Raw genomic sequence first — 21,753 nt, forward strand, 5'->3', positions numbered from 1 at the left:
TGGCTCAGGCAACGGCCGGATTGAAACCCTGCGCCTGTTGGCGTTCAAGCACCTCGCGGCTCTCGAGGAACTGGCCAAAGCCTTGTTCCTTGCCGAGTTCAGCGACGAACTCACTGCCGCGCCGGTAAGCGACGCGGCCATTGATAATGGTCGCTTCCACGGCCTCATCATTGCGCTTGACCACGCGTTGCAAGCCGAGCACGTCCATCGGCGCTTCAGTGAACTCATCAACCGCCTCAGTCAGCCCTTCTGGGTTGATGATCACCACGTCTGCACGGTCGCCGACGCGAATGTGCCCGGCATCAATACCCAGCCAGTCGCCCAGCTCACCGCTGACCCGATGCACACCGCGCGCAGTGGACATGAACGGTTTGCCAGCGATTTGTGCATCACGCACATATTTGAGCAAGCGCAGTGGAAAGTTGTATTGGGCAATCGAGCGCAGGTGCGCACCCGAATCGGCAAAGCCCGGATGGGTCCATTCACTGGCCAGGAGCTTGTGCATCACTTCCGGGCGATGGTTGCCGTAGCAGGTTTGCCACTTCAACGCGTCGCGGTATTGGCTGGCGATATCAAAGTAGGCATCCACTGCATCGACGCCACGTTCTCGGCCGAGCTGTTCGAAGTTCTTGCCGACCATGCTCGCGTCAGGACAGGCCGTTACCCAGCAGTCCGAGAAGTCGCGGTGCCACAGGCCGATGGTGAAAATCGCTTTGACGTGCTTCTTGAACAGCGCACGGAATTGCGGGTCGTTGACCTTGGCATAGATTTCGTCCGGGTCTTTCAGATTACGCAGGATCTCCCCGGCACCAAACTCCTCGAAGGCATTGACGTTGAGCCCTTCAAGGTTGAGCAGGAACGGTGCCGGCAGGGTCTGCCAGCGGAAATTGCCGCGCAGCAGTTTGTTGGCGATCCAGCCGGATAAACGCGTGAAGCGATGCAGCATCGGCTGCGATTTAAGGTCGAGCGCGGTGAGCATGGTGCTCTTCAGCGGACGGCGGAACCAGCCGTGAGCCTGCCACAAGAATGCAAATACGTTGACCTTGGTAACCGCGTCCGGCGCGCCCTGCATGATTGCGTTGCGTTTGCGCAGCACGGCAAACAGGCGCGAAAACTCTTTCCAGTTGGCGAAAGTCGAGGGCAACGGGCTGGACCATGCCCGGTCGCCGTCCATTTTGTCGAGGCGTGTAGTCATCACCGACAAGCCCAGGCAGCCGGCGTCCAGCGCTTCTTCGAGCAGTTGCTCCATGCGCTGCAATTCGGCCTCGGTCGGGGTTACTTTGCTGGTTGCGCGCTCAAGCCCCATCACCGCAACGCGCAGTTCGGAGTGGCCGAGGAACGAGCACAGGTTCGGGCCCAGCGGATGCTTGTTGTAGAAGGCGCGATAACCGGCGGCATCGTTCCAGGTTTTGCGTTCTTGAAGGATCGGCAGCACGTATTCGCGCGGCACGGCTTCTACGCGGGTGAACAGGTCTGAGCAGTCTTCGGCATCGGCCAGCACCATGCTGATCGAGCAGGAGCCGACAGTCACCGTGGTTACGCCGTGGCGCACGGACTCTTTGAGCGCGGGTGCGGCGATCACTTCGGCATCGTAGTGCGAGTGGATTTCAATGAAGCCGGGCGTCAGCCACTTGCCGCTCGCGTCGATGACTTCGGGGCAATCCGTTTCGTCCAGCGGGCTGAGGCTGACGGCGTCGATGCGGCCATCGTTGATTCCGACATGACGAATCTCTCCGCCTTGGGCGGAACCGTCGAAGTACGCTGCATTTTTTATGATTATTTGATACGGCATAACAATCTCCAGTGCTAGCGCGGGAAGCTGAGCAACGCGCCGGTGGTCAGAAGAAGGAGGTAGATGGCGATGCGAAAGTGTTTTTCGTCGACCCGTTTATGCAAGCGTTCGCCCAGCCAGACACCCACCAACAACAAAGGTGCATAGCTGAGAACTTGCGGTAGCGCGGGTTGCAGTCGGCCATCCAGAAAGAACGCAATGGTCAGCAGGCTGTTCATGCTGAACCAGACACTGATCAAGGTTGCGCGAAAGCGTGATTTATCCAGATTGGTGCCTGCCAGCGCATGCACCAACAGCGGGCCGCCCGAGGCGAACAGGCCGTGGGTTACGCCAGCGGCCAAAGTGATCAGGCGGTTGACCCAGAGCGGGCGCGGGCGCGCAACTGCGCTGTGGCGCAGGCGCCAGAGTTCGCGGCTGGCGAACAGCAGCACGAAAACGCCAAATAGTTGTTTGGCCAGATTGGCGTCGAGCCACGGCAGCAGGAAGTAACCGATTAGCGTGCCGGCAGCCATGCCGGGCAGGATCATGCCGAACAGCAAACCGCGGTCGATCAGTTTGCGGTAGCGCAGCGTCATGTAACCGGTCATGCAGATGTTAAGCGGCACTAATACCGGCAGCAGTTGTTCAATCGGCAGCAGCAGGGCGCCCAGCGACAGCGCGATAACAATGCTGCCAAAACCGGTAATGGCCTCAAGGGTGTACGCCAGCAGAATGAAAGCGCCGAGCGCCAGCCAGATAAAGTCGATCAAGCCATTTCTCCACCGAAGCGTGCACTCATCTTGCGGTAGTAAAACGCCGGGGCGATGCGCCACAGCAAGCTGGCCAGCCAACTGCCACGGTCGGGAAACAGGCGTTGCTGGCGGTTATCCAACGCCTCGATGATTTGGCTGGCCATCCAGTCGGCACCGCGAATATTGCCGATGGTTGAGCGGGCATGGTTGGCCGGCTTGCCATCGGCGCCGAGTGCATTGCGATCAATCGGGGTGTCGAGAAAGCTCGGGTAGACCATGAGCATGCCGATCCCGTCGCGGGCCACTTCTGCGCGCAGCACTTCGAAACTCTGGCTCAGGGCACTTTTTGCCGCGCAGTAACCGGCGCGCCCCAATACGGGCATCCAGCCAGCCATTGAGCCGATTGCGGCAATTTGCCCGCCGGCCTTGCGCAGCAGCGGCAGAGCGCTGAGGGTCAGTTCCAGCGGCGCGTGATAATCAACCGCCATGACTTTGCGAAACACTGCCGGATCGGTTTTGACCGTGGGCGAACGATGGGTAATCCCGGCGTTGTTGATCAGTACGTCGAGTTTGCCAAAGCGCTCGCTGCAGGCGGCGATGAGCTGCTGGTGCAATTGCGGGTCGGTTATGTCGCCGGCAATGCCGATGATCTGCTCGTTACCCAGTTCAGCCATGCGCTCGTGCAGACCAGCCGCATTGATGTCGGTGAGGACCAATGCATCGCCACGGGCGTGACACGCGCGCGCAAGCTCCCAGCCGAGGCCGCTGGCAGCCCCGGTAATCAGTACCACATTCATCATTTCTCTCCGATTGGGCTCAACGGTTGCAGGGTTATGCTCGGGGTGGGCGGACGCCGTGACCAGAAAAACGCCAGGCTCAGGCCGGTGACCAGATGCCAGCAACCCCAGAAGGCTGCAATCAGCAGCATTCCGGTCGCCTGCGGGAAGAAGGTGAAGATAATTACCAGCCCCAGCGCCGAGTTCTGGATGCCGACTTCAAGGGTAATCGCCCGGCGATCGGCGGCGGGCAGGCCGCTGAGGCGTGCGCTCAGGTAGCCCGTACTCAATGCCAGCGCGTTATGAATAACCACCAGCCAGAAGAACAGATGGAAGTGTGCAATGAATTGCGCGTAGTTCTTGCCAAAGGCCAGGCCGACAAAACTGAGCATGACCAGCAAGGCAAAGACCCGTAGTGGTTTTTCGATGCGTTTCGACAAGCCCGGATAGCGTTTGCCAACGTACATGCCGACCAACAGAGGCAAGCCCAATACCATCAACACCATGAGCAGCAGGCTCAGCGGGTCCATCGAGATTTCAGTGAGCAGCGGTCGGGTGTGTGGATTAAGCCAGGCGTATAAACCGAAGTTGATCGGCGTCAGTACGCTTGCCGCCACGCTGGATACAGCGGTCATGCTCACCGACACCGCGACGTTGCCGCGGGCCATCCACGTCATGATGTTTGAAAAGCTACCGCCGGGGCAGGCGGCGACCAGCGACATGCCCAGCGCCAACATCGGCTCGACATTGAATGCCCAGCAGCCCAGACAAGTCAGGGCAGGCAACAGAATGAACTGCGCAATCAGGCCGATTGCCGGGGCCTTGGGCGAGCGCAGGATGCTTTTGAAGTCATCTGCGCGCAGTTCCAGCGAGACCCCGAACATCATCACCGCGAGGATCAGATTGAGCAGCACCAGGCTCGATGGGTCGAATTGAATGTTTACCGTTTCCATGCTGATCCTTACACCGCGCTACGGGTGGCGTAGGTAGCGCCATTGTGGTCGAGATCAGCGTTGAGTTGCGCTGTGTGTTCGGCAATGCTGGCGCGATAGGTGTCTTTGTGCACGTAGTAGGCCATGCGTTCCAGGTCCAGATAGTTGTAGCCGCCGTCGAGGCGCATACTGGCGCGCTCGCGCTTGGTCTGTTGCAGTGCCTTGGCTGACGCCGCGCCTTGCTGCAACTGACGTATGTACAGGGCCACTAATTCGGCCTGTTCATCGCGACCTTGCCAGCCCAGGCCTGAGGCCTCAACCATGCCCATCATGAACAGGTCATCGTATTGCGGATGGAACACGTTGAGGTAAAGCTGCGGCGCACCGGCCTTTTCCGGCCAGTTGAGATGGGCGCGGTCAATAAACGGGTAGTCGAGCTTATAGCCTGTGCCTTGCAGGATCAGGTCATATTCGCCCTGTTCGCCGTCGGTGAAGGTCACCTGTTTGCCGTCGACCTTACTGATGTCGCGGCGCGCCTTGATGTCGCCATGACCTAAGTAATGCAACACCAGTGAATTCATCACCGGGTGCGATTCATAGAGTTTGTAATCCGGGTCGGGCAAGCCATAGTTCGATGGCTTGCCTACCAGCGCACGCACCAGCAGGCCGTCGAGACGCTGTTTGAGTGGGCGCGGCAATTTGATTGCGCCGCCAAAGGTGTCGGTGGGTTTGCCCAGAATGAATTTGGGCAGGAAGTAGTAGCCGCGACGAACCGAGATGTCGACTGAGGCAGCGCGGTGCACGGCATCGACGGCAATGTCGCAGGCAGAGTTACCACAACCGACAACCAGCACGCGCTTGCCTTCGAATACGGCGGCGCTGCGGTATTCGCTGGAATGCATGACCTGGCCGTCGAAGTCGCCGGGCAGGCTGACGCTGTTGGGTTTGTGCAGTGTGCCATTGGCGATCAGCACCCCGTCGAACTGCCAGTTGCGGCGCACGCCGTTCTGCTCGCTGATCAACTGCCAGCCACGCTCCAGACGGTTTACCTCAACCACGCGGGTGTTGAATTGGTAGTGCGTCTTGAGTTGGAAGTGGTCGGCGTAATCACGGAAATAGCGGCGCATTTCGCTGTGGTGCGGGTAGGGCGCTACCTCGTCACGCATCGGAAATTCGCTGAATTGGGTAGTCGACTTGGAGGAAATAAGATGAGCAGAGTTGTACATGGTGCTGTGCGGATTATCGATGTCCCACAAGCCGCCGACATCACTGTTCAGCTCGAAACCGACAAAGTCGATGCCGTGCTTCTTTAGCTGACGGGCTGTGCACAGCCCCATTGGGCCTGCGCCGATAATGGCGTACATAACTTTCCTCATTGATCATTGCGCAGTGTTTGCGGCGCATTGCGCGGCATTCAAACAGGGCGCTTATTGTTATTTTGGCACGCTGGTTTTGGGGCCAGTCGTCGATGGTTAATTATTGCGTGACCTTGGGGGTTCGGTTCAATGACAATTGACGCCTTTCCCGGGTGACCTGTGGTCGCCTTTGTCACGGTGGAGTCAATGCAATGCCGGGTTTGCCCCCAGTCGAAGAAATGCAGGATGAGGTGTTGCTTGCCGAGGTCAAGGACGCGTTTGGAACCATTCGCGTGGTTGAGATCGGTGCCTACCGTTTTCTGGAATTTGGCGATGCAATCGAGCAAAGCTGTGTATTCATGGCAGACCCCAGCTGGCTTGAGTACGACTATACGCGCGCCATGTTTATTGGCGCGTTGTGTCATCCGCAGCCAGAGAGCGCGCTGTTTCTGGGGTTGGGCGCCGGTAACCTGACCCAGGCCTGCCTCAAGTACTTGCCGCTGGATGATGTCGAAACCATCGAGTTGCGTCCCGATGTACCGCGCCTGGCCATGGAGTATCTCGGCCTTGAAGATGACCCGCGTCTGACTGTGCGCGTGGGTGATGCGTTGGATTTGTTGCCGAGTGCCGAGACAGCCGATTTGATCTTTGTCGACCTTTATACTGATCACGGCCCCGGCGTGGCGCATCTGGCATGGCGCTTTCTGGAGGACTGTCAGCGTAAACTCAACCCGGGTGGCTGGCTGGTGATCAATCAGTGGGCCGGTGACGATGGCAAACCGCTTGGCGCTGCCTTGCTGCGCGGGCTGTATAACCGTCATTACTGGGAGTGCCCGGTGAAGGAGGGCAATGTCGTGCTGCTGGTGCCGGCCGACCTTGAGCAAACGCTGGATTTCGGCGAGTTGCAGTGGCGCGCCGAAATGCTTGCGCCGACACTCGGCTATTCATTGCAGCCGCTGATCGAGCAGATTCGCCCGGCGACCTGAGCCTGTTCTTTCTAATAACGGTGCGCTACTTGCCGGTGAACAAGCCTTCGCGCCGCTCCAGCATGGCATTCAAGCCTTCGCGGGCATCCTCGCTGGCCATTAATTTGGCTGCTGTGGGGTGCAAGTCAGCGGCCGCTGCGGCTTCACCTTCTTTGAGCGCCTGACGCGCTGACGCCAGCGTTGCCTTAACACCGAGCGGCGCCTGCTTGGCGATTCGCTCGGCTAACCACAAGGCGCGCGGTAATAAGTCTTCCGAGGCCATGACCTCTTGCACCAGATTACAGCGCTGAGCTTCGTGAGCATCGAATTCGTCACCGGTCAGCAGCCAGCGCATGGCGTTGCCCCAGCCGGCAACGCGGTGCATGCGCAAAGTGGCGCCGCCAAAAGGGAAGATGCCGCGTTGCACTTCAAGCTGGGCGAAGCGCGTGTTGCTGGCGCAGAGGTTAATGTCGGAGGCCAGCATCAGTTCGATGCCGATGGTGTAGCAGTAGCCCTGTACGGCGACGATTACCGGTTTGCTGACCCGTGGCCCGCCGAATACGCCCCACGGATCGCAACCGCCAGCCGGTATTTGCCAGCCAGCGGCAAATGTCGCGGCAACCTTGGCCAGATCCAGCCCCGCCGTGAAATGTTCGCCGTGAGCAAATACCAGGGCAACCCGTAGCGCAGCATCGCGCTCGAACTCGCCATAGGCGAGGCAGAGGTCGTTGAGCATCTCAAGGTCAAATGCATTACGTTTGCTGGCGCGATCCAGCCCGATAAGCATGACGGCACCATGACTTTCGCGACTGACTCGGCCTTTGCTGCTGGCATTCATTGGTGGGCTCTCGGCGGGTAAAGGTCCTGCAAACGGTATAGCGTCACTGGCAAGCCTTGTCCAAACGCAGGCGGGGATTGATCAAGTTATGACCGTTTAGCGGTAGCTTATTAATAAATAGACGAAAATCATCACATTGATCAGCTTTTCCGGTATAGTGCGCGCCGGTCAATTTATGGCCACGTTCAGGTAGTGCAACGCGCCCGAAGGCTATCTTCGGCAGCCAGTCCGCAAAGTGCGGGCTATCCTAGACGATTCACTTTAATCATTACGTTTTCGCAAATCCCCGCCGACAGGGCTGCCAGGGTGACTTCACGGTCTTACACGGCATGCGCAGCTTTGGAACATGGGTCTTTGCGGATGCACTTAGAGGCAGACCCATGACCCAGGAAATCGGCGGCTTCGCCGCGCTCGGACTTCACCCAAGTATTCTTGCAGCACTGACTGCAGTGGGCTACGAAGAGCCATCGCCAATTCAGCAACAAGCCATCCCAGTTATTCTCGCCGGCCAGGACATGATTGGTCAGGCGCAGACGGGTACCGGTAAAACAGCCGCATTCGCTTTGCCGCTGCTCAGCCGTATCGACATCAGCAAGCGTGAGCCGCAGGCTCTGATTCTGGCGCCGACCCGCGAACTGGCTCTGCAGGTTGCAACGGCATTTGAAACCTATTCCAAGCAATTGCCTGGCCTTAACGTTGTTGCTGTTTACGGTGGCGCCCCGATGGGCCCGCAGTTGAAAGCAATCCGTCAGGGTGCCCAGGTTATCGTGGCAACGCCGGGTCGTCTGGTTGACCACCTGCGCCGCGACGAGAAAGTACTCTCGACCATTCAGCACCTGGTGCTCGATGAAGCCGACGAAATGCTCAAGCTGGGCTTCATGGACGATCTGGAAGTTATTTTCCAGGCCATGCCAGCGACTCGCCAGACAGTACTGTTCTCGGCCACTCTGCCGCACTCGATTCGCGCCATTGCTGAAAAGCACCTGCGCAATCCGCAGCACATCAAAATCGCTGCCAAGACCCAAACCGTTGCGCGTATCGAACAGGCTCACCTGTTGATCCACGCTGACCAGAAGGTTAACGCCGTACTGCGTTTGCTCGAAGTTGAAGAGTTTGATGCGCTGATCGCATTCGTGCGCACCAAGCAAGCCACTCTGGATCTGGCCAGCGCGCTGGAAGCCAAAGGCTACAAGGCTGCTGCACTGAACGGTGACATCGCCCAGAATCAGCGTGAGCGCGTAATCGACTCGCTGAAAGACGGTCGTCTGGACATCGTTGTAGCAACCGACGTAGCTGCTCGTGGCCTCGACGTGCCGCGCATCACTCACGTGTTCAACGTAGACATGCCGTACGATCCAGAGTCTTACGTTCACCGTATCGGCCGTACTGGCCGTGCCGGTCGCGAAGGTCGCGCATTGCTGCTGGTAACGCCGCGTGAGCGTCGCATGCTGCAGGTTATCGAGCGTGTTACCGGCCAGAAAGTTGGCGAAGTCAAGCTGCCAAACGCTCAGCAAGTTCTCGATGCACGCATCAAGAAGCTGACCACCAGCCTGGCACCTCTGGTCGCTGACGCTGAGGCCAGCCACGGTGATTTGCTTGATCGTCTGACTGCAGACATCGGTTGCTCGCCGCGTGCTCTGGCTGCCGCATTGCTGCGCAAGGCCACCAATGGTCAGGCGCTGACTTTGGCTGACGTCGAGAAAGAGCAGCCATTGGTTCCTAACAGCGGTCCGCGTGAGCGTAGCGATCGTGGCGGTGAGCGTGGCGAGCGTCCGGTTCGTTCCGATCGCGAGCGTCGTGCGCCAATGCCGCTGGGCGAAGGCCGTGCACGTTGCCGTACCGCGCTGGGTGCGCGTGACGGTATTGCTGCCAAGAACCTGCTGGGCGCAATCCTCAACGAAGGCGGCCTTGCGCGTGACGCTATCGGTCGCATCCAGATCCGCGAGAGCTTCAGCCTCGTTGAGCTGCCGGAAGACGGCCTGGAGCGCTTGCTGGCCAAACTCAAGGATACCCGTGTTGCTGGTAAGCCGTTGAAGCTGCGCCGTTATCGCGAAGACTGATTCAGTTCAGTCCTCGCGCAGGGCCAGCTAATCCGGCCCGCGTAAGCTAACGAGAAAACCCGAATCGAATGGTTCGGGTTTTTTTATGGCTGCATGAAAGGCGCCGCAGGTTGGGGTTGGCGCGACGCGCTTGGGATTGTCTGTGCGAAGGAGGGCAGTTGGCCGCTATCAGCTTGTGCTTTCCTGCAGGCAATATAAAAGCCACAACAGCGAACTGTTATGGCTTATGGCTGGCGGAATCAGGCTATGTGATAGCTGAGAACGCTGTCTTGCTCTTTCAAGGATTTACGCAGATCTGCCGGAATATTGCCGGAGCGTACGGCCAGTTCCAGGCGGATCTCTTCGAGGCTCTGGGCGAAAGCCTGTGTGTCATTCAATTGAGCTGCACCCAGTACACGGCTGTAAACGGTGGTTTCGCTGTCATCGATGAGCGATAGCACAATGCTGCTATCGGGTCGTGGCAAGCTGAAATTGGCCTTGAGGGGTGAAAACAGTTGTTCGACAAATTCGCGTTTGGTGCTGTCCATTCACTGGGCTCCATCCTGGGGGTAACAAACAGACCCCCAGTCTACGCCTAAAGTTCAGCAGGCCATAATTTAGGCGCTGAGTGACTGGCGCGCCTTGGCAATTACCTGCTCCAGCGAGTCAGCCGAGTACTGGCCCGGATACAGGCGCTGGCTGTGCTTGGCGATGCCGGCATTGTCGACGATGGTGAAGCTGAAACTGCCTTTGCGTGCAGCAAGGATATGGCAGTCGAGTGGCGCAAATGCGCTGGCTAGGGTGCTAATGGCAACCTGAATTTGAGTTTGTGTATTCATTTTTTGGGTGTTTCCTAAAGCAAAAGCGCTTCGTGCGCAGAGTAAAGCTCCAGAGCACTGACGGTTTCTGGTCAGATACTTTTTTTCATATGGAGCGAAGTTACACGACCATTGGGCGAAATCGCCGGGATCGGGTCAGTACTTCGGATGCAGGTTTGCGTCGTCGCTGAGGCGAGACATCCTGAATAGTCATCAGATTGGGTCAGGTAGAAAGCTGTGCGGCATCGCTTGATAGGCGTATGCGCTTTTTACCAGGGTTCCATCGGAGGGGGTGGACAGTGTTGTTGAGTTTCAACAGCAGTATCCGGTGCCTTATTGACTTACAGCTTGGTACGAACAGGCGGATTGTACGTGTCTGTGTAAAAAATAGCCAGTTGTATTTTCTGTGAATCAAGAAGCGGCTGATTGGATGCAATTTGCGGGTCGCTCCGTTAGGATTAGCCCACTTTTGCTTTCATCTCATGACGGGTTTCGATGAGTTATCAGGTTCTTGCACGCAAGTGGCGTCCGCGCTCCTTCCGCGAAATGGTTGGCCAGACGCATGTGCTCAAAGCACTGATCAATGCCCTGGATAGCCAGCGGTTGCACCACGCCTATCTTTTCACGGGCACCCGCGGGGTGGGTAAAACCACGATTGCGCGGATTATTGCCAAATGCCTGAACTGCGAAACCGGTATCAGCTCCACGCCGTGCGGAACCTGCTCGATCTGCAAAGAGATTGACGAGGGCCGCTTTGTTGACCTGATCGAAGTCGACGCCGCGAGCCGGACCAAAGTCGAAGACACCCGTGAGTTGCTCGACAACGTGCAGTACTCGCCGAGCCGTGGGCGCTTCAAGGTCTACCTGATCGACGAAGTGCACATGCTGTCGTCGCACTCGTTCAATGCGCTGCTGAAAACCCTGGAAGAGCCGCCGCCGCACGTTAAATTCCTGCTGGCGACGACCGATCCGCAAAAACTGCCGGTCACCATCCTGTCGCGCTGCCTGCAGTTCTCGCTGAAGAACATGCCGCCCGAGCGTGTGGTCGAGCACTTGAGCCATGTATTGACGGCTGAAACCATTCCGTTCGAAGAAGACGCGCTGTGGTTGCTCGGCCGTGCTGCCGATGGCTCTATGCGTGACGCCATGAGTCTTACCGATCAGGCAATCGCCTTTGGTGAGGGCAAGGTGCTGGCTGCTGATGTGCGGGCAATGCTCGGCACACTCGACCACGGTCAGGTGTATGGCGTGTTGCATGCATTGCTTGAGGGCGATGCGCGCGGCGTTATTGACGCGGTTCGGCATCTGGCTGAACAGGGGCCGGACTGGAATGGCGTACTCAGCGAGATTCTCAACGTCTTGCACCGCGTAGCAATCGCCCAGGCGCTGCCGGATGCGGTCGACAATGGCTACGGCGACCGTGATCGGGTGCTTGAGCTGGCGGGTGCATTACCGGCCGAAGATATTCAGTTTTACTACCAGATGGGCCTTATCGGTCGCCGTGACTTGCCCTTGGCGCCGGACCCGCGCAGCGGGTTTGAGATGGTCCTGCTGCGAATGCTCGCTTTCAGGCCCGCTGATTCAGCGGACGCCCCCGGGCTTTCGCTAAAGCCGCTCGGGATTAGCCAGGCCACTGCTAATCCCCCAAGCGACTCAGTGGCCGGCGCTGCTATTGCGGCGCCGGCTGCCGTACCGCCTCAGCCAGCAGCTGCTGCGCCTGAGCCTGCGCCCGTTGCTGCTGCGAGCGTGGCGGCTTTAGCGCCGGCGCCAACCGTGGCGGCACCGCAACCCCTGCCAGAAGCGTCTGCGCCAGTGGTTGATTTGCCTTGGGAAGAGCCGGCGGCGGTTGCAGCGCCTGTTATTCCAACGCCAGCAGAGGCTGTTCAGGAGAGCGTTTCTGAGCCAGAGCCTGCTGATGTTAGCGTTGCAGCTAAAGCGTCTGAGATCGTCGCTGAGGCTGCGAGCGAGCCGGTTGCAGAGCTGCACGTCGAGACTGTCGCGGTTGTCACCGAAGAAGCCGTAGTTATCGAGGCTGCACAATTGCCAGACAACGATGCGGATGACGAGCCGCCGTTGGGTGATTACGACTACGTCGAGATGGACGCAGAATCAATGGATTATGACTTCGGCGCGATTGAACCCGAAGTGATCGAGGCGCCTGAGCCATCAGCGGCTGCGGTGCCCGCCACTGGTCTTGCCGCTGAGTGGCTGGAGCTGTTCCCCAAGTTGGGCCTGGCCGGCATGACCGGCAGCATTGGCGCTAACTGCACGCTGATTTCGGTTGAAGGCGACAACTGGCTGTTGCACCTGGATCCTGCGCACAGCGCGTTGTTTAATCCGACCCAGCAACGCCGCCTGAATGACGCGCTCAACCAGCAGCAGGGGCGCGAGCTCAAGCTGCACATCGAATTGATTAAACCTGAACAGGAAACACCTGCTCAGGCGGCTTCGCGCAAACGTGCCAATCGCCAGCGCGAAGCAGAGGAGTCGATCCATAACGATCCGCTCGTCCAGCAAATGATTGAGCAGTTCACTGCGGTCATTCGTGCCGATAGTATTGAACCCATAGACCCTATTATTACCCCCTGATTACGAGGACAACACCATGATGAAAGGTGGCATGGCCGGCCTGATGAAGCAGGCGCAGCAGATGCAGGAAAAAATGGCGAAGATGCAGGAAGAACTTGCTAACGCCGAAGTCACCGGTCAATCCGGCGCCGGCCTGGTCAGCGTTGTCATGACTGGTCGTCACGACATCAAGCGCGTGAGCCTGGATGACAGCTTGATGCAGGAAGACAAGGAAATCCTTGAAGACCTGATCGCCGCTGCAGTCAACGATGCCGTGCGCAAAGTTGAAGCCAACAGCAAAGAGAAAATGGGCGGCATGACCGAAGGCATGCAACTGCCACCCGGTTTCAAAATGCCGTTCTAAAAAGTGCTACGGGTGTGGCTGCCACGGCAGCCGCACCTGTATCTGGCACAAGCGCGGCGGATTCACGCCGACCACTTGTGCAGCGTGTCGCCCTGACACGAACAATGCTGCAACGCGATTTTCATACTTCCCCTGTGACCGAGAAACTGCATGAGCTTCAGTCCCCTGATTCGTCACCTGATCGATTCACTGCGCATTCTGCCCGGCGTTGGCCAGAAAACGGCCCAGCGCATGGCCTTGCAGATGCTCGAGCGTGACCGCAGTGGCGGCTTGCGCCTCGCTCAGGCGCTGACGCAGGCGATGGAAGGCGTAGGGCACTGCAAACGTTGTCGTACGCTTAGCGAAGACGAGGTGTGCGAAATCTGCCTCGATCCGCGCCGCGACGACAATCTGCTGTGCGTTGTGCAAGGCCCGATGGATGTCTACGCCGTTGACCAAACAGGGTTTCGCGGGCGCTACTTTGTCCTCAAAGGGCATTTGTCGCCGCTGGACGGTCTTGGGCCTGAAGCCATTGGCATCCCCGAGTTGCTGGCGCGTATTGAGCAAGGATCTTTCGTCGAGATCATTCTGGCCACCAACCCGACAGTGGAAGGCGAGGCTACCGCGCACTACATCGCACAGTTGCTGGCCAATAAAGGCCTTGTCACTTCGCGTATTGCCCATGGCATGCCGCTCGGTGGTGAGCTTGAATTGGTCGATGGCGGTACGCTTGCCCACGCATTCTCCGGTCGCCGCCCAATCGTTCTGTAACCAAAACCCGGCATCTGCTTTCGCCAGCTTGGCAACTGCGCCACTGAAGCCTGCGCTTCAGCGTGCGTTCAGCCAGGCTGTGTCTGTGAAAAACAGCGGGGCATCTGGCCGTTTTATCATCTTGCTAACCAAGCAAGCGCTAGGTATGGTCTGGAAAACCTCAGCGAGCAGCCGCCATGCCAGCCTTGCAAGATTATTTCGATGACTCCCACACCCTCGTGCGCGACTCGGTTCGCCGCTTTGTTGAGCGTGAAATCCTGCCGCACGTAGACGATTGGGAGGAGGCCGGTGGCTTCCCGCGTGAGCTTTACCACAAGGCGGGTGCTGCAGGGATTTTGGGTATTGGTTACCCCGAGCGCTTCGGCGGCAGCCACGAAGGCGATATTTTTGCCAAGGTGGCCGCCAGTGAAGAACTGATGCGTTCAGGTTCTGGTGGGCTGGTTGCGGGCTTGGGATCGCTGGATATCGGCTTGCCGCCCGTTCTCAAGTGGGCCAAACCGGCCATTCGTGATCATGTGGTGCCGCAGGTGCTGGCGGGTGAGAAAATCATGGCGCTGGCGGTGACCGAACCCTCTGGCGGCTCCGATGTGGCAAACCTGAAAACCCGCGCCGTGCGTGACGGTGAGTTTTATCGGGTCAGCGGCAGCAAGACTTTTATTACCAGTGGCGTGCGCGCCGACTATTACACCGTCGCGGTGCGCACCGGGGGCGAGGGATTTTCAGGTGTCAGCCTGTTATTGATCGAGAAAGGCGCGCCAGGTTTCACCGTGGGCCGCCAGTTGAAAAAGATGGGGTGGTGGGCGTCTGATACGGCGGAACTGTTCTTCGATGATTGCAGGGTGCCGGTCGATAACCTGATTGGTGCCGAGAACATGGGATTTGCCGGAATCATGGCGAATTTTCAGAGCGAGCGACTTTCATTGGCGATCATGGCCAACATGACCGCGCAACTGGCCTTTGAAGAGTCGATGGCGTGGGCGCGCGAGCGGCAGGCGTTTGGTAAGCCGATCGGCAAGTTTCAGGTGCTCAAACATCGGCTGGCAGAGATGGCCACGCAGCTTGAAGTGTCACGCGAGTTCACTTACCGGCAAGCGGCGAAAATGGCGGCGGGGCAAAGCGTGGTCAAGGAGATCTCCATGGCCAAGAACTTTGCCACCGATATTGCCGACAAGATTACCTATGACGCCGTGCAGATTCTCGGCGGCATGGGTTACATGCGCGAGAGTCTGGTCGAGCGCTTGTACCGTGACAATCGGATTCTCTCGATTGGCGGCGGCTCACGCGAGATCATGAACGAGATTATCAGCAAGCAGATGGGGCTCTAGCGCTGACGCGTCTGCACAGATCACTGGACCATTAAAAAACCGGCACAAGGCCGGTTTTTTATGAGCAGCAAACGCATAAGTCGAGCTATCAGCGCTCGTCCAGGGCGAAGGCTGTCAGGGCGAATGTTGGTACGCCGCTGTCCTGCAGCTTTTGCGAACCGCCAAGCTCTGGGAGGTCGATAATGGCTGCGGCTTCAATGACGCTGGCGCCCAGACGCTTGACCAGTTGCACGGCTGCGAGCAGCGTGCCGCCAGTGGCGATCAGGTCATCGACGATCAGCACTTTGTCGCCTTGTTTCAGGCTGTCTGCGTGAATTTCCAGGAACGCTTCACCGTATTCGGTCTGGTAGCCTTCGGTGACAACGTCGGCCGGCAGTTTGCCTTGCTTGCGGAACAACACCAGTGGTTTGTTCAGCTCATAGGCGATGATCGATCCGATCAAAAAGCCACGTGCATCCATTACCCCGATGTGACTGAAGTCGGCGTCGATGTAGCGTTGGATAAAGCTGTCGATGACCATGCGCAGTGCGCGCGGTGATTGGAACAGTGGCGTAATGTCACGGAAAACCACGCCTGGCTTGGGGAAATCTATAACCGGGCGGATCAGCGTTTTAACGCTGAATTCGTCGAAAATCATTGCAAGGATCCTGCATGTAAGCGTTTAGGGGTAAAGCTGCGCCGCCATGACCGGCGGCGCGGGGGATCAGTTGTTGATTTGGCCACCGGCCAAGGCGCACAACTCGATAGGGTCGATAATGTTGATTTCCTTGCCTTCCGCCTCAATCAGGTTGTTGTGTTGAAAGCGGGTGAATACCCGGGAAACAGTTTCAACCGCCAAACCCAGGAAATTACCGATGTCGTTGCGCGACATAGCCAGGCGAAATTGATTCGCCGAGAAGCCACGTGCACTGAACCTCGAAGACAAGTTGACCAGAAAAGTGGCGATGCGCTCGTCTGCCGTCTTCTTCGACAGAAGCATCAGCATCTGCTTATCGTCACGAATTTCGCGGCTCATGATGCGCATCAACTGACGACGTAACTGTGGCAGTTGCAGGGCCAGATCATCGAGGCGCTCGAACGGTATCTCGCAAATCGAAGTGGTTTCCAGCGCTTGCGCAGAGGACATATAGGTTGACGTATCCATGCCCGACAAGCCAACCAGCTCGCTCGGCAAGTGGAAGCCGGTGATCTGCTCTTCTCCGCTGTCGCTCACGCTGAACGATTTAAGCGCCCCGGAACGCACGGCGTATACTGATTGAAAGGCATCGCCCTGACGGTATAAAAACTCGCCACGCTTGAGCGGACGCCCGCGCTTGACGATGTTGTCGAGCGCGTCCATATCTTCAAAGTCGAGTGACAAAGGCAAACAAAGTGCAGCCAGGCTGCAATCCTTGCAGTGCACCTGATGAGGAGTGCGTAGCTTGAGGCTATCAGACATCGAGTCGGTTCCCGGGAATACACGCAGATAACGTAAGGTTACATCACGCGTGCATTCTCGGCCAGCGGGATTACTGTAACCCGCATGCTGAAGGGGTTACAGCAACTGGCGGACTCGATCGGTTTAGCCCGTATCCATGGGCATACACCCTGTGAAACTTTAAATGCTCGGTACTCGGTAAAGTGTTGCTGCGCGTCAGATGACGCGCGAATAACGCTGCGTGTTGGTCGAATGCAGGTAGTGGTCAAAGACCATGCACACCGAGCGCACCAATAGCCGCCCAGCCGGCAAGACTTCGATGGCTTTATCGTCAAAGCGGATCAAGCCGTCCTCATGCATGTCGTGCAGTGCTGGCAGGCAATCGCTGAAGTAGTCGAGTACGTTGATGCCGAAGCGCTGCTCGATGTCGGCAAATTGCAGCTCGAAGTGACAAATGATCTGTTGGATAACCGCCTGGCGAATATGGTCATCGTCGCTGCTGGTGAGCCCGCGTTTGGTCGCGAGCTGGCCCAGAGCGAGACTTTGCTGATACTCATTGAGATCGCTGTTGTTCTGGCTGTATAGCGTGCCGATCTGGCTGATGGCTGAAACGCCGAGGCCGATCAGGTCGCAATGGCCGTGCGTGGTATAGCCCTGAAAGTTGCGGTGCAGGCTGCCATCTTCCTGAGCGATGGCCAGCTCGTCATCCGGCAGGGCGAAATGGTCCATGCCGATGTAGCGGTAGCCAGCGGCCAGCAGCTGCTCGATGCTGCCCTGTAACATGGCCAGTTTGGTGGCGGGCGAGGGCAGATCCTGAGTGTTGATGCGCCGTTGCGGTTTGAACCGTTCCGGCAGGTGCGCGTAGTTGAACAGCGACAGGCGATCCGGCTGCAAGGCAATTACCGCGGCCACGCTCTCGGCGAAACGCTCGGGGGTTTGCAGCGGCAGGCCGTAGATCAGGTCGATATTGACTGAGCGAAACTGCAGGGTGTGCGCGGCGTCGATGATTGCCTCGGTTTCTTCGAGGCTCTGCATCCGGTTGATCGCGCGCTGCACTTGCGGGTCGAGATCCTGTACGCCAAGGCTGACCCGATTAAAACCCAGCTCGCGAAGCAAACCCATGGTCGCCCAATCTGCCTCACGTGGGTCGATCTCGATGCTGTAGTCGCCGCTGTCATCATCGAGCAGGTTGAAGTATTTGCCGATCATTGCCATCAGCTCGCGCAGCTGGCTGTGGCTGAGGAAGGTCGGTGTGCCGCCACCGAAATGCAGTTGTTCGATTACCTGATCAGGGTGCAGATGCCGGCTGATGATCGCCATTTCCTGTTCAAGGGCCACCAGATAAGCCGCCGCACGGCTGCGGTCCTTGGTGATGACCTTGTTGCAGGCGCAGTAGTAGCAAATGTTGGCGCAGAACGGAATGTGCACATACAGCGACAGTGCGCGGCTATGCTTGGCGCTCTCACGCGCAGCCGCGAGCACGTTAAGCGGGCCTACCGAGTCGTTGAATTGCACGGCTGTCGGGTAGGAGGTGTAACGTGGACCAGCCTGATCGTAGCGCTGGATCAAGGCTGTATCCCACTGGATGCTGTCGAGCATTGGCTGTTCCACGGTCTGTTAAATCAGTAACAGACAGTCTATTGGCGATACGCCAGCATCTCCTTGACACAGATCAGTCAGGACGCTTTGAGTGACTCAGCCCCAACTTAAAGCCTTGCTTAGTGACCCATCAGCCAGTGTTGGTGCGGGCCGGGCAGCGTCCACAGGCCAAACAGCACGACCATGATGCCGGCAGCAACACGCACGCCACGGTTACGCAGAAAACCGTTGAGCCGCTCGGCAGCGAGCCCTGTCGCAAGCAGCACCGGTATGGTGCCAAGCCCAAAGGCCAGCATCAGTGCCGCGCTGTCGAGCGCGTTGCCCTGGCTGGCGGCCCACAGCAGGGTGCTGTAGACCAGACCGCACGGCAACCAGCCCCAGAGCGCACCCAAAATGACGGCGCGAGGCAGGCTGGTGACTGGCATAAAGCGTTTGGTGAGAGGTTGGATGTAGCGCCACAGCCCGCGTCCCAGCGCTTCAATGCGCGTCAGGCCGCTCCAGATCCCGGCCAGATACAAGCCCATGGCAATCAACAGGCCGGCGGCAATCACCCGCAAAATCATGGCGCCAGGGCTGTTGGCGACGGCAAAACCGGCAAGGCCAATGATCAGGCCGGCGCAGGTATAACTGAAAATGCGTCCGGCGTTGTAGGCGATGAGCAACTGCAAGCGCTTGCCGCGCTGCTCGGGTGGTATTGCCAGGGTCAGGGCCCCCATCAGGCCGCCACACATACCAAGGCAATGCCCGCCGCCCAACAGGCCAAGAATCAACGCCGACGCCAGCAGTGGAGCCAGCTCAAGCATCGCGCTTGTCCTTATCATCGGTACCTGGCGCGTCTTCGCTGGAGTGTTGCGCCTCGTCGATGCCGGCTTTGTGCATCGGGTCTTCGTCGTCGAACAGGATGCTGTGCGCAGGGCCGTCGAGGTCATCGTACTGGCCGCTGTCTACCGCCCAGAAAAATACCCAGATGGCCAGCGCAACAAGGGCCAGCGCAACGGGGATTAAGATATACAGTGCAGGCATGCGGATTCCTGATTAAGTCGATTTAGCCTCATGCGCGGGTGAGGCGCAGGGCATTGAGTACGACCAGCAGCGAGCTCAGGGACATGCCCAGCGCTGCCCATAATGGGGTGATCAGGCCAAGTGCCGCAAACGGCAGAATCGAGCTGTTGTAGAGACCGGCCCAGACCAGGTTCTCGATAATGATACGCCGGGTGCGACGAGCCAGCTTGAATGCTTGCACCAGGCTGCTCAAACGATTGGACAGGAGCACGGCGTCGGCACTGGTTTTGGCCAGATCGGTTGCGCTGCCCATCGCCACGCTGATGTCTGCACCCGCCAGCACCGGCACGTCATTCACGCCATCACCGAGCATCAGCACGCGCTTGCCCTGATCATGCAGCTGTTGCAGTTGCGCGAGTTTATCCGCCGGCGACATGCCGCCCTGATAGGTGTCGATTTTAAGGGTTTGGGCAATTTCGCCAACCATCGGCGAGGTATCACCCGAGAGCAACATGACCTGCCAACCGCGCTGTTTGCAAGCGGCAACCAGCTCCGGCGCATCTTCGCGCAGTCGGTCATTAAGGACAAACCAGGCCAGCGGCCCTTGCTCATCGCCCAAAAGCAGCCATTGGCCATTAGTGCCGGGGATTGCCGGGCAGGGTTGCTGGCTTAGCTGACAGACATAGGCGGCTTGCCCGATGCGCAGCAGGCGGCCATTGACCCGACCCTGCAGGCCATGACCCGGCGTGCTCTCGACTTCCTCGGCAGCAACCGTGGCACGGCCAAAAGCTTTGGCGATCGGGTGCTCGGAGCGGTTCTCCAGCGCGGCGGCGAGCATCAGGCATTCGTCGCTGCTCTGGTCTGCCAGCGTGCGGATCTCACTGAGGGTCAGCTTGCCTTCGGTGAGGGTGCCAGTCTTGTCAAAAATGACCGTGTCTATCTGGTTCAAGCCTTCGAGAACATGCCCGCGGGTTAACAGAAGGCCCAAGCCATGCAACGTGCCGGTGGCGGCTGTAAGCGCTGTCGGCGTTGCCAGCGCCAGTGCGCAGGGACACGTGGCGACCAGCAGCGCGAGAACGACCCAGAAGGCGCGAGACGGGTCGATCTCCAGCCAGATGATGCCGACCACGGCGGCTGCAATCAGCACGAATAGCAGAAACCATTGCGAGACTTTATCGGCAAGCTCAGCCAGGCGCGGCTTGTCGGTTTGCGCGCGTTCCAGCAGTCGCACAATGGCCGAGAGGCGGGTGGCATCGCCCAAGGCCTCAACCTCAACGGTGAGCGGGCCTTCGACGTTCAGCGTGCCGGCGGTGACGCTGTCGCCCACCGCGCGTGCTTGCGGCAGATACTCGCCGGTGAGGACAGACTCGTCGACGCTGGATTGACCGCTGACGATGCGCCCGTCTGCTGGTAATAGCGCGCCGGGTGGCACTTGCACGCGATCACCGCACTTGAGTTCCTTGAGCAAAATGCGCACGGTCTGGCCGTCCGGTTCCAGGCGCAAGCATGAGGCTGGCAGCAGGTTAACCAACTGCGCCGTCGCGGCGGCGGTGCGTTCCCGGGCGCGGCGCTCGAGGTAGCGCCCGGCAAGCAGGAACAGTGCGAACATGCCCACGGCATCGAAGTAGAGTTCGCCAGTGCCGGTGACGGTCGACCAGATACCTGCGATGTAAGCACCGCCAATCGCCAGTGACACCGAGATGTCCATGCTCAGGTGACGGGTGCGGATATCACGCAGCGCGCCACGGAAGAACTGGCCGCAGCAGTAGAAAACAATGGGCGTGGTCATAAACAGGCTGACCCAGCGCAGAATCTTGTCCAGCTCTGGCGTCAGGTCGATGTTGAACTCGGGCCATGTCGCCATTGCCGCCATCATGACCTGCATCCACAGCAACCCGGCTACACCGAGTTCGCGCATTGCCCGGCGATTTTCCTTGGCCAGTTGCTGCGCGGCGCTGTCGGCTTGCCAGGGGTGGCCGGCATAACCAATGCTGCGCAGTTCTTTGAGGATGTCGCTGAGCGGTAATTGGCTATCCGCCCAGCGAACCTGTAAGCGATGGTTCGATAAGTTAAGGCCGGCTGAGGCAACGCCAGGCATGCTGCGCAGGTGCTTTTCGATCAGCCAGCCACAGGCGGCGCAGCTGATGCCTTCGATCAACAGGCAGGTTTCGCTGAGTTCACCCTGATGCTCAACGAACGGCTGCTGGATTTCTTCGCGGTCGTAGAGCGCCAGTTCATCGGGCAGTAATTGCGGAAGATTATCCGGGTTGGCTGCGGTTTCGGTGCGGTGCTTGTAATAGTGTTCAAGCCCGCCAGCCACGATAGCTTCGGCCACAGCCTGGCAGCCAGGGCAGCACATTTCGCGCTCTTGGCCTAAAACGCTGGCGTGGAAGTGGCCGCCAGTGGGTACCGGCAGACCGCAGTGATAACAGGGGGTAGGGCTAGCCATGGATCAAGGATCTTGTGCCGTGTGCGTGTGGCC

19 protein-coding genes and 1 pseudogene are annotated in these 21,753 nt (G+C 58.7%); 6 read left to right on the forward strand and 14 right to left on the reverse strand.

Features of this window, described 5'->3' with window-relative positions; genetic code table 11:
- Positions 1–4: 4 nt before the first annotated feature.
- From FEZ62_RS05145 to FEZ62_RS05165, 5 genes are read right to left on the reverse strand one after another with little or no spacing between them, the layout of a single operon-like run.
- Positions 5–1,792, reverse strand: a complete 1,788-nt coding sequence (locus FEZ62_RS05145) for an amidohydrolase family protein (protein WP_172927031.1) — start codon at positions 1,790–1,792, stop codon at positions 5–7.
- A 14-nt stretch (positions 1,793–1,806) separates the two neighbouring features.
- Positions 1,807–2,538 (reverse strand): TSUP family transporter, encoded by a 732-nt coding sequence (locus FEZ62_RS05150; protein WP_172927088.1) that lies wholly within the window; start codon positions 2,536–2,538, stop codon positions 1,807–1,809.
- Positions 2,538–3,320, reverse strand: a complete 783-nt coding sequence (locus FEZ62_RS05155) for an SDR family NAD(P)-dependent oxidoreductase (RefSeq protein WP_172927032.1) — start codon at positions 3,318–3,320, stop codon at positions 2,538–2,540. The genes FEZ62_RS05150 and FEZ62_RS05155 overlap by 1 nt, the downstream gene beginning before the upstream one ends.
- Entirely contained in the window at positions 3,320–4,252 is a 933-nt protein-coding gene (locus tag FEZ62_RS05160; protein ID WP_172927033.1) for a bile acid:sodium symporter family protein, read from the reverse strand. Before FEZ62_RS05160 ends, FEZ62_RS05155 begins: the two co-directional genes overlap by 1 nt.
- A gap of 8 nt (positions 4,253–4,260) precedes the next feature.
- Positions 4,261–5,595, reverse strand: a complete 1,335-nt coding sequence (locus FEZ62_RS05165) for an NAD(P)/FAD-dependent oxidoreductase (RefSeq protein ID WP_172927034.1) — start codon at positions 5,593–5,595, stop codon at positions 4,261–4,263.
- A 203-nt stretch (positions 5,596–5,798) separates the two neighbouring features.
- On the opposite strand from FEZ62_RS05165, the gene FEZ62_RS05170 reads away from it, so the two are divergent.
- Complete coding sequence (locus FEZ62_RS05170) at positions 5,799–6,572, forward strand: spermidine synthase (protein ID WP_172927035.1); 774 nt, start codon at positions 5,799–5,801, stop codon at positions 6,570–6,572.
- Positions 6,573–6,597: 25 nt separating this feature from the next.
- Here the strand turns inward: FEZ62_RS05170 and FEZ62_RS05175 are convergent, their stop codons facing one another.
- A complete protein-coding gene (locus FEZ62_RS05175) occupies positions 6,598–7,389 on the reverse strand; it encodes a crotonase/enoyl-CoA hydratase family protein (protein WP_172927036.1) in 792 nt (263 codons plus the stop codon).
- Positions 7,390–7,735: 346 nt separating this feature from the next.
- On the opposite strand from FEZ62_RS05175, the pseudogene FEZ62_RS05180 reads away from it, so the two are divergent.
- A pseudogene (locus tag FEZ62_RS05180) lies at positions 7,736–9,449 on the forward strand (DEAD/DEAH box helicase).
- Positions 9,450–9,688: 239 nt separating this feature from the next.
- Here FEZ62_RS05180 and FEZ62_RS05185 read toward each other — a convergent pair.
- Together FEZ62_RS05185 and FEZ62_RS05190 are read right to left on the reverse strand one after the other, a co-directional pair.
- Entirely contained in the window at positions 9,689–9,976 is a 288-nt protein-coding gene (locus FEZ62_RS05185) for a DUF3509 domain-containing protein (RefSeq protein WP_069899851.1), read from the reverse strand.
- A gap of 69 nt (positions 9,977–10,045) precedes the next feature.
- The gene (locus tag FEZ62_RS05190) at positions 10,046–10,267 is read right to left on the reverse strand and encodes a hypothetical protein (protein ID WP_069899850.1); all 222 of its coding nucleotides are present in this window, start codon (positions 10,265–10,267) and stop codon (positions 10,046–10,048) included.
- Positions 10,268–10,741: 474 nt separating this feature from the next.
- On the opposite strand from FEZ62_RS05190, the gene dnaX reads away from it, so the two are divergent.
- From dnaX to FEZ62_RS05210, 4 genes are all read left to right on the forward strand, one after another.
- Complete coding sequence (dnaX, locus tag FEZ62_RS05195) at positions 10,742–12,835, forward strand: DNA polymerase III subunit gamma/tau (RefSeq protein ID WP_172927037.1); 2,094 nt, start codon at positions 10,742–10,744, stop codon at positions 12,833–12,835.
- A gap of 16 nt (positions 12,836–12,851) precedes the next feature.
- Complete coding sequence (locus FEZ62_RS05200) at positions 12,852–13,178, forward strand: YbaB/EbfC family nucleoid-associated protein (protein WP_069899848.1); 327 nt, start codon at positions 12,852–12,854, stop codon at positions 13,176–13,178.
- A gap of 150 nt (positions 13,179–13,328) precedes the next feature.
- Positions 13,329–13,928, forward strand: a complete 600-nt coding sequence (recR, locus tag FEZ62_RS05205; protein WP_172927038.1) for a recombination mediator RecR — start codon at positions 13,329–13,331, stop codon at positions 13,926–13,928.
- Between the two features lie 176 nt (positions 13,929–14,104).
- On the forward strand, positions 14,105–15,253 hold the full coding sequence (locus FEZ62_RS05210) for an acyl-CoA dehydrogenase family protein (RefSeq protein WP_172927039.1): 1,149 nt from the start codon (positions 14,105–14,107) through the stop codon (positions 15,251–15,253).
- An 88-nt stretch (positions 15,254–15,341) separates the two neighbouring features.
- On the opposite strand, the gene FEZ62_RS05215 is transcribed toward FEZ62_RS05210, so the two are convergent.
- From FEZ62_RS05215 to FEZ62_RS05240, 6 genes are all read right to left on the reverse strand, one after another.
- Complete coding sequence (locus tag FEZ62_RS05215) at positions 15,342–15,890, reverse strand: adenine phosphoribosyltransferase (protein ID WP_069899845.1); 549 nt, start codon at positions 15,888–15,890, stop codon at positions 15,342–15,344.
- Positions 15,891–15,956: 66 nt separating this feature from the next.
- Positions 15,957–16,691, reverse strand: coding sequence for a fumarate/nitrate reduction transcriptional regulator Fnr (gene fnr / locus FEZ62_RS05220; protein ID WP_069899844.1), 735 nt, complete (start codon positions 16,689–16,691; stop codon positions 15,957–15,959).
- 195 nt (positions 16,692–16,886) lie between these two features.
- Complete coding sequence (gene hemN, locus FEZ62_RS05225) at positions 16,887–18,269, reverse strand: oxygen-independent coproporphyrinogen III oxidase (protein WP_069899843.1); 1,383 nt, start codon at positions 18,267–18,269, stop codon at positions 16,887–16,889.
- Positions 18,270–18,388: 119 nt separating this feature from the next.
- Entirely contained in the window at positions 18,389–19,072 is a 684-nt protein-coding gene (locus FEZ62_RS05230; RefSeq protein WP_172927040.1) for a sulfite exporter TauE/SafE family protein, read from the reverse strand.
- On the reverse strand, positions 19,065–19,292 hold the full coding sequence (ccoS, locus tag FEZ62_RS05235; protein ID WP_172927041.1) for a cbb3-type cytochrome oxidase assembly protein CcoS: 228 nt from the start codon (positions 19,290–19,292) through the stop codon (positions 19,065–19,067). Before ccoS ends, FEZ62_RS05230 begins: the two co-directional genes overlap by 8 nt.
- Before the next feature lie 28 nt (positions 19,293–19,320).
- Positions 19,321–21,720, reverse strand: coding sequence for a heavy metal translocating P-type ATPase (locus FEZ62_RS05240; protein ID WP_172927042.1), 2,400 nt, complete (start codon positions 21,718–21,720; stop codon positions 19,321–19,323).
- Between the last annotated feature and the right edge of the window lie 33 nt (positions 21,721–21,753).

Origin of the sequence: Pseudomonas sp. MS19 (genome assembly GCF_013277615.1) — a bacterium.
In the GTDB taxonomy this organism is placed as follows: Bacteria; Pseudomonadota; Gammaproteobacteria; order Pseudomonadales; family Pseudomonadaceae; genus Aquipseudomonas; species Aquipseudomonas marincola.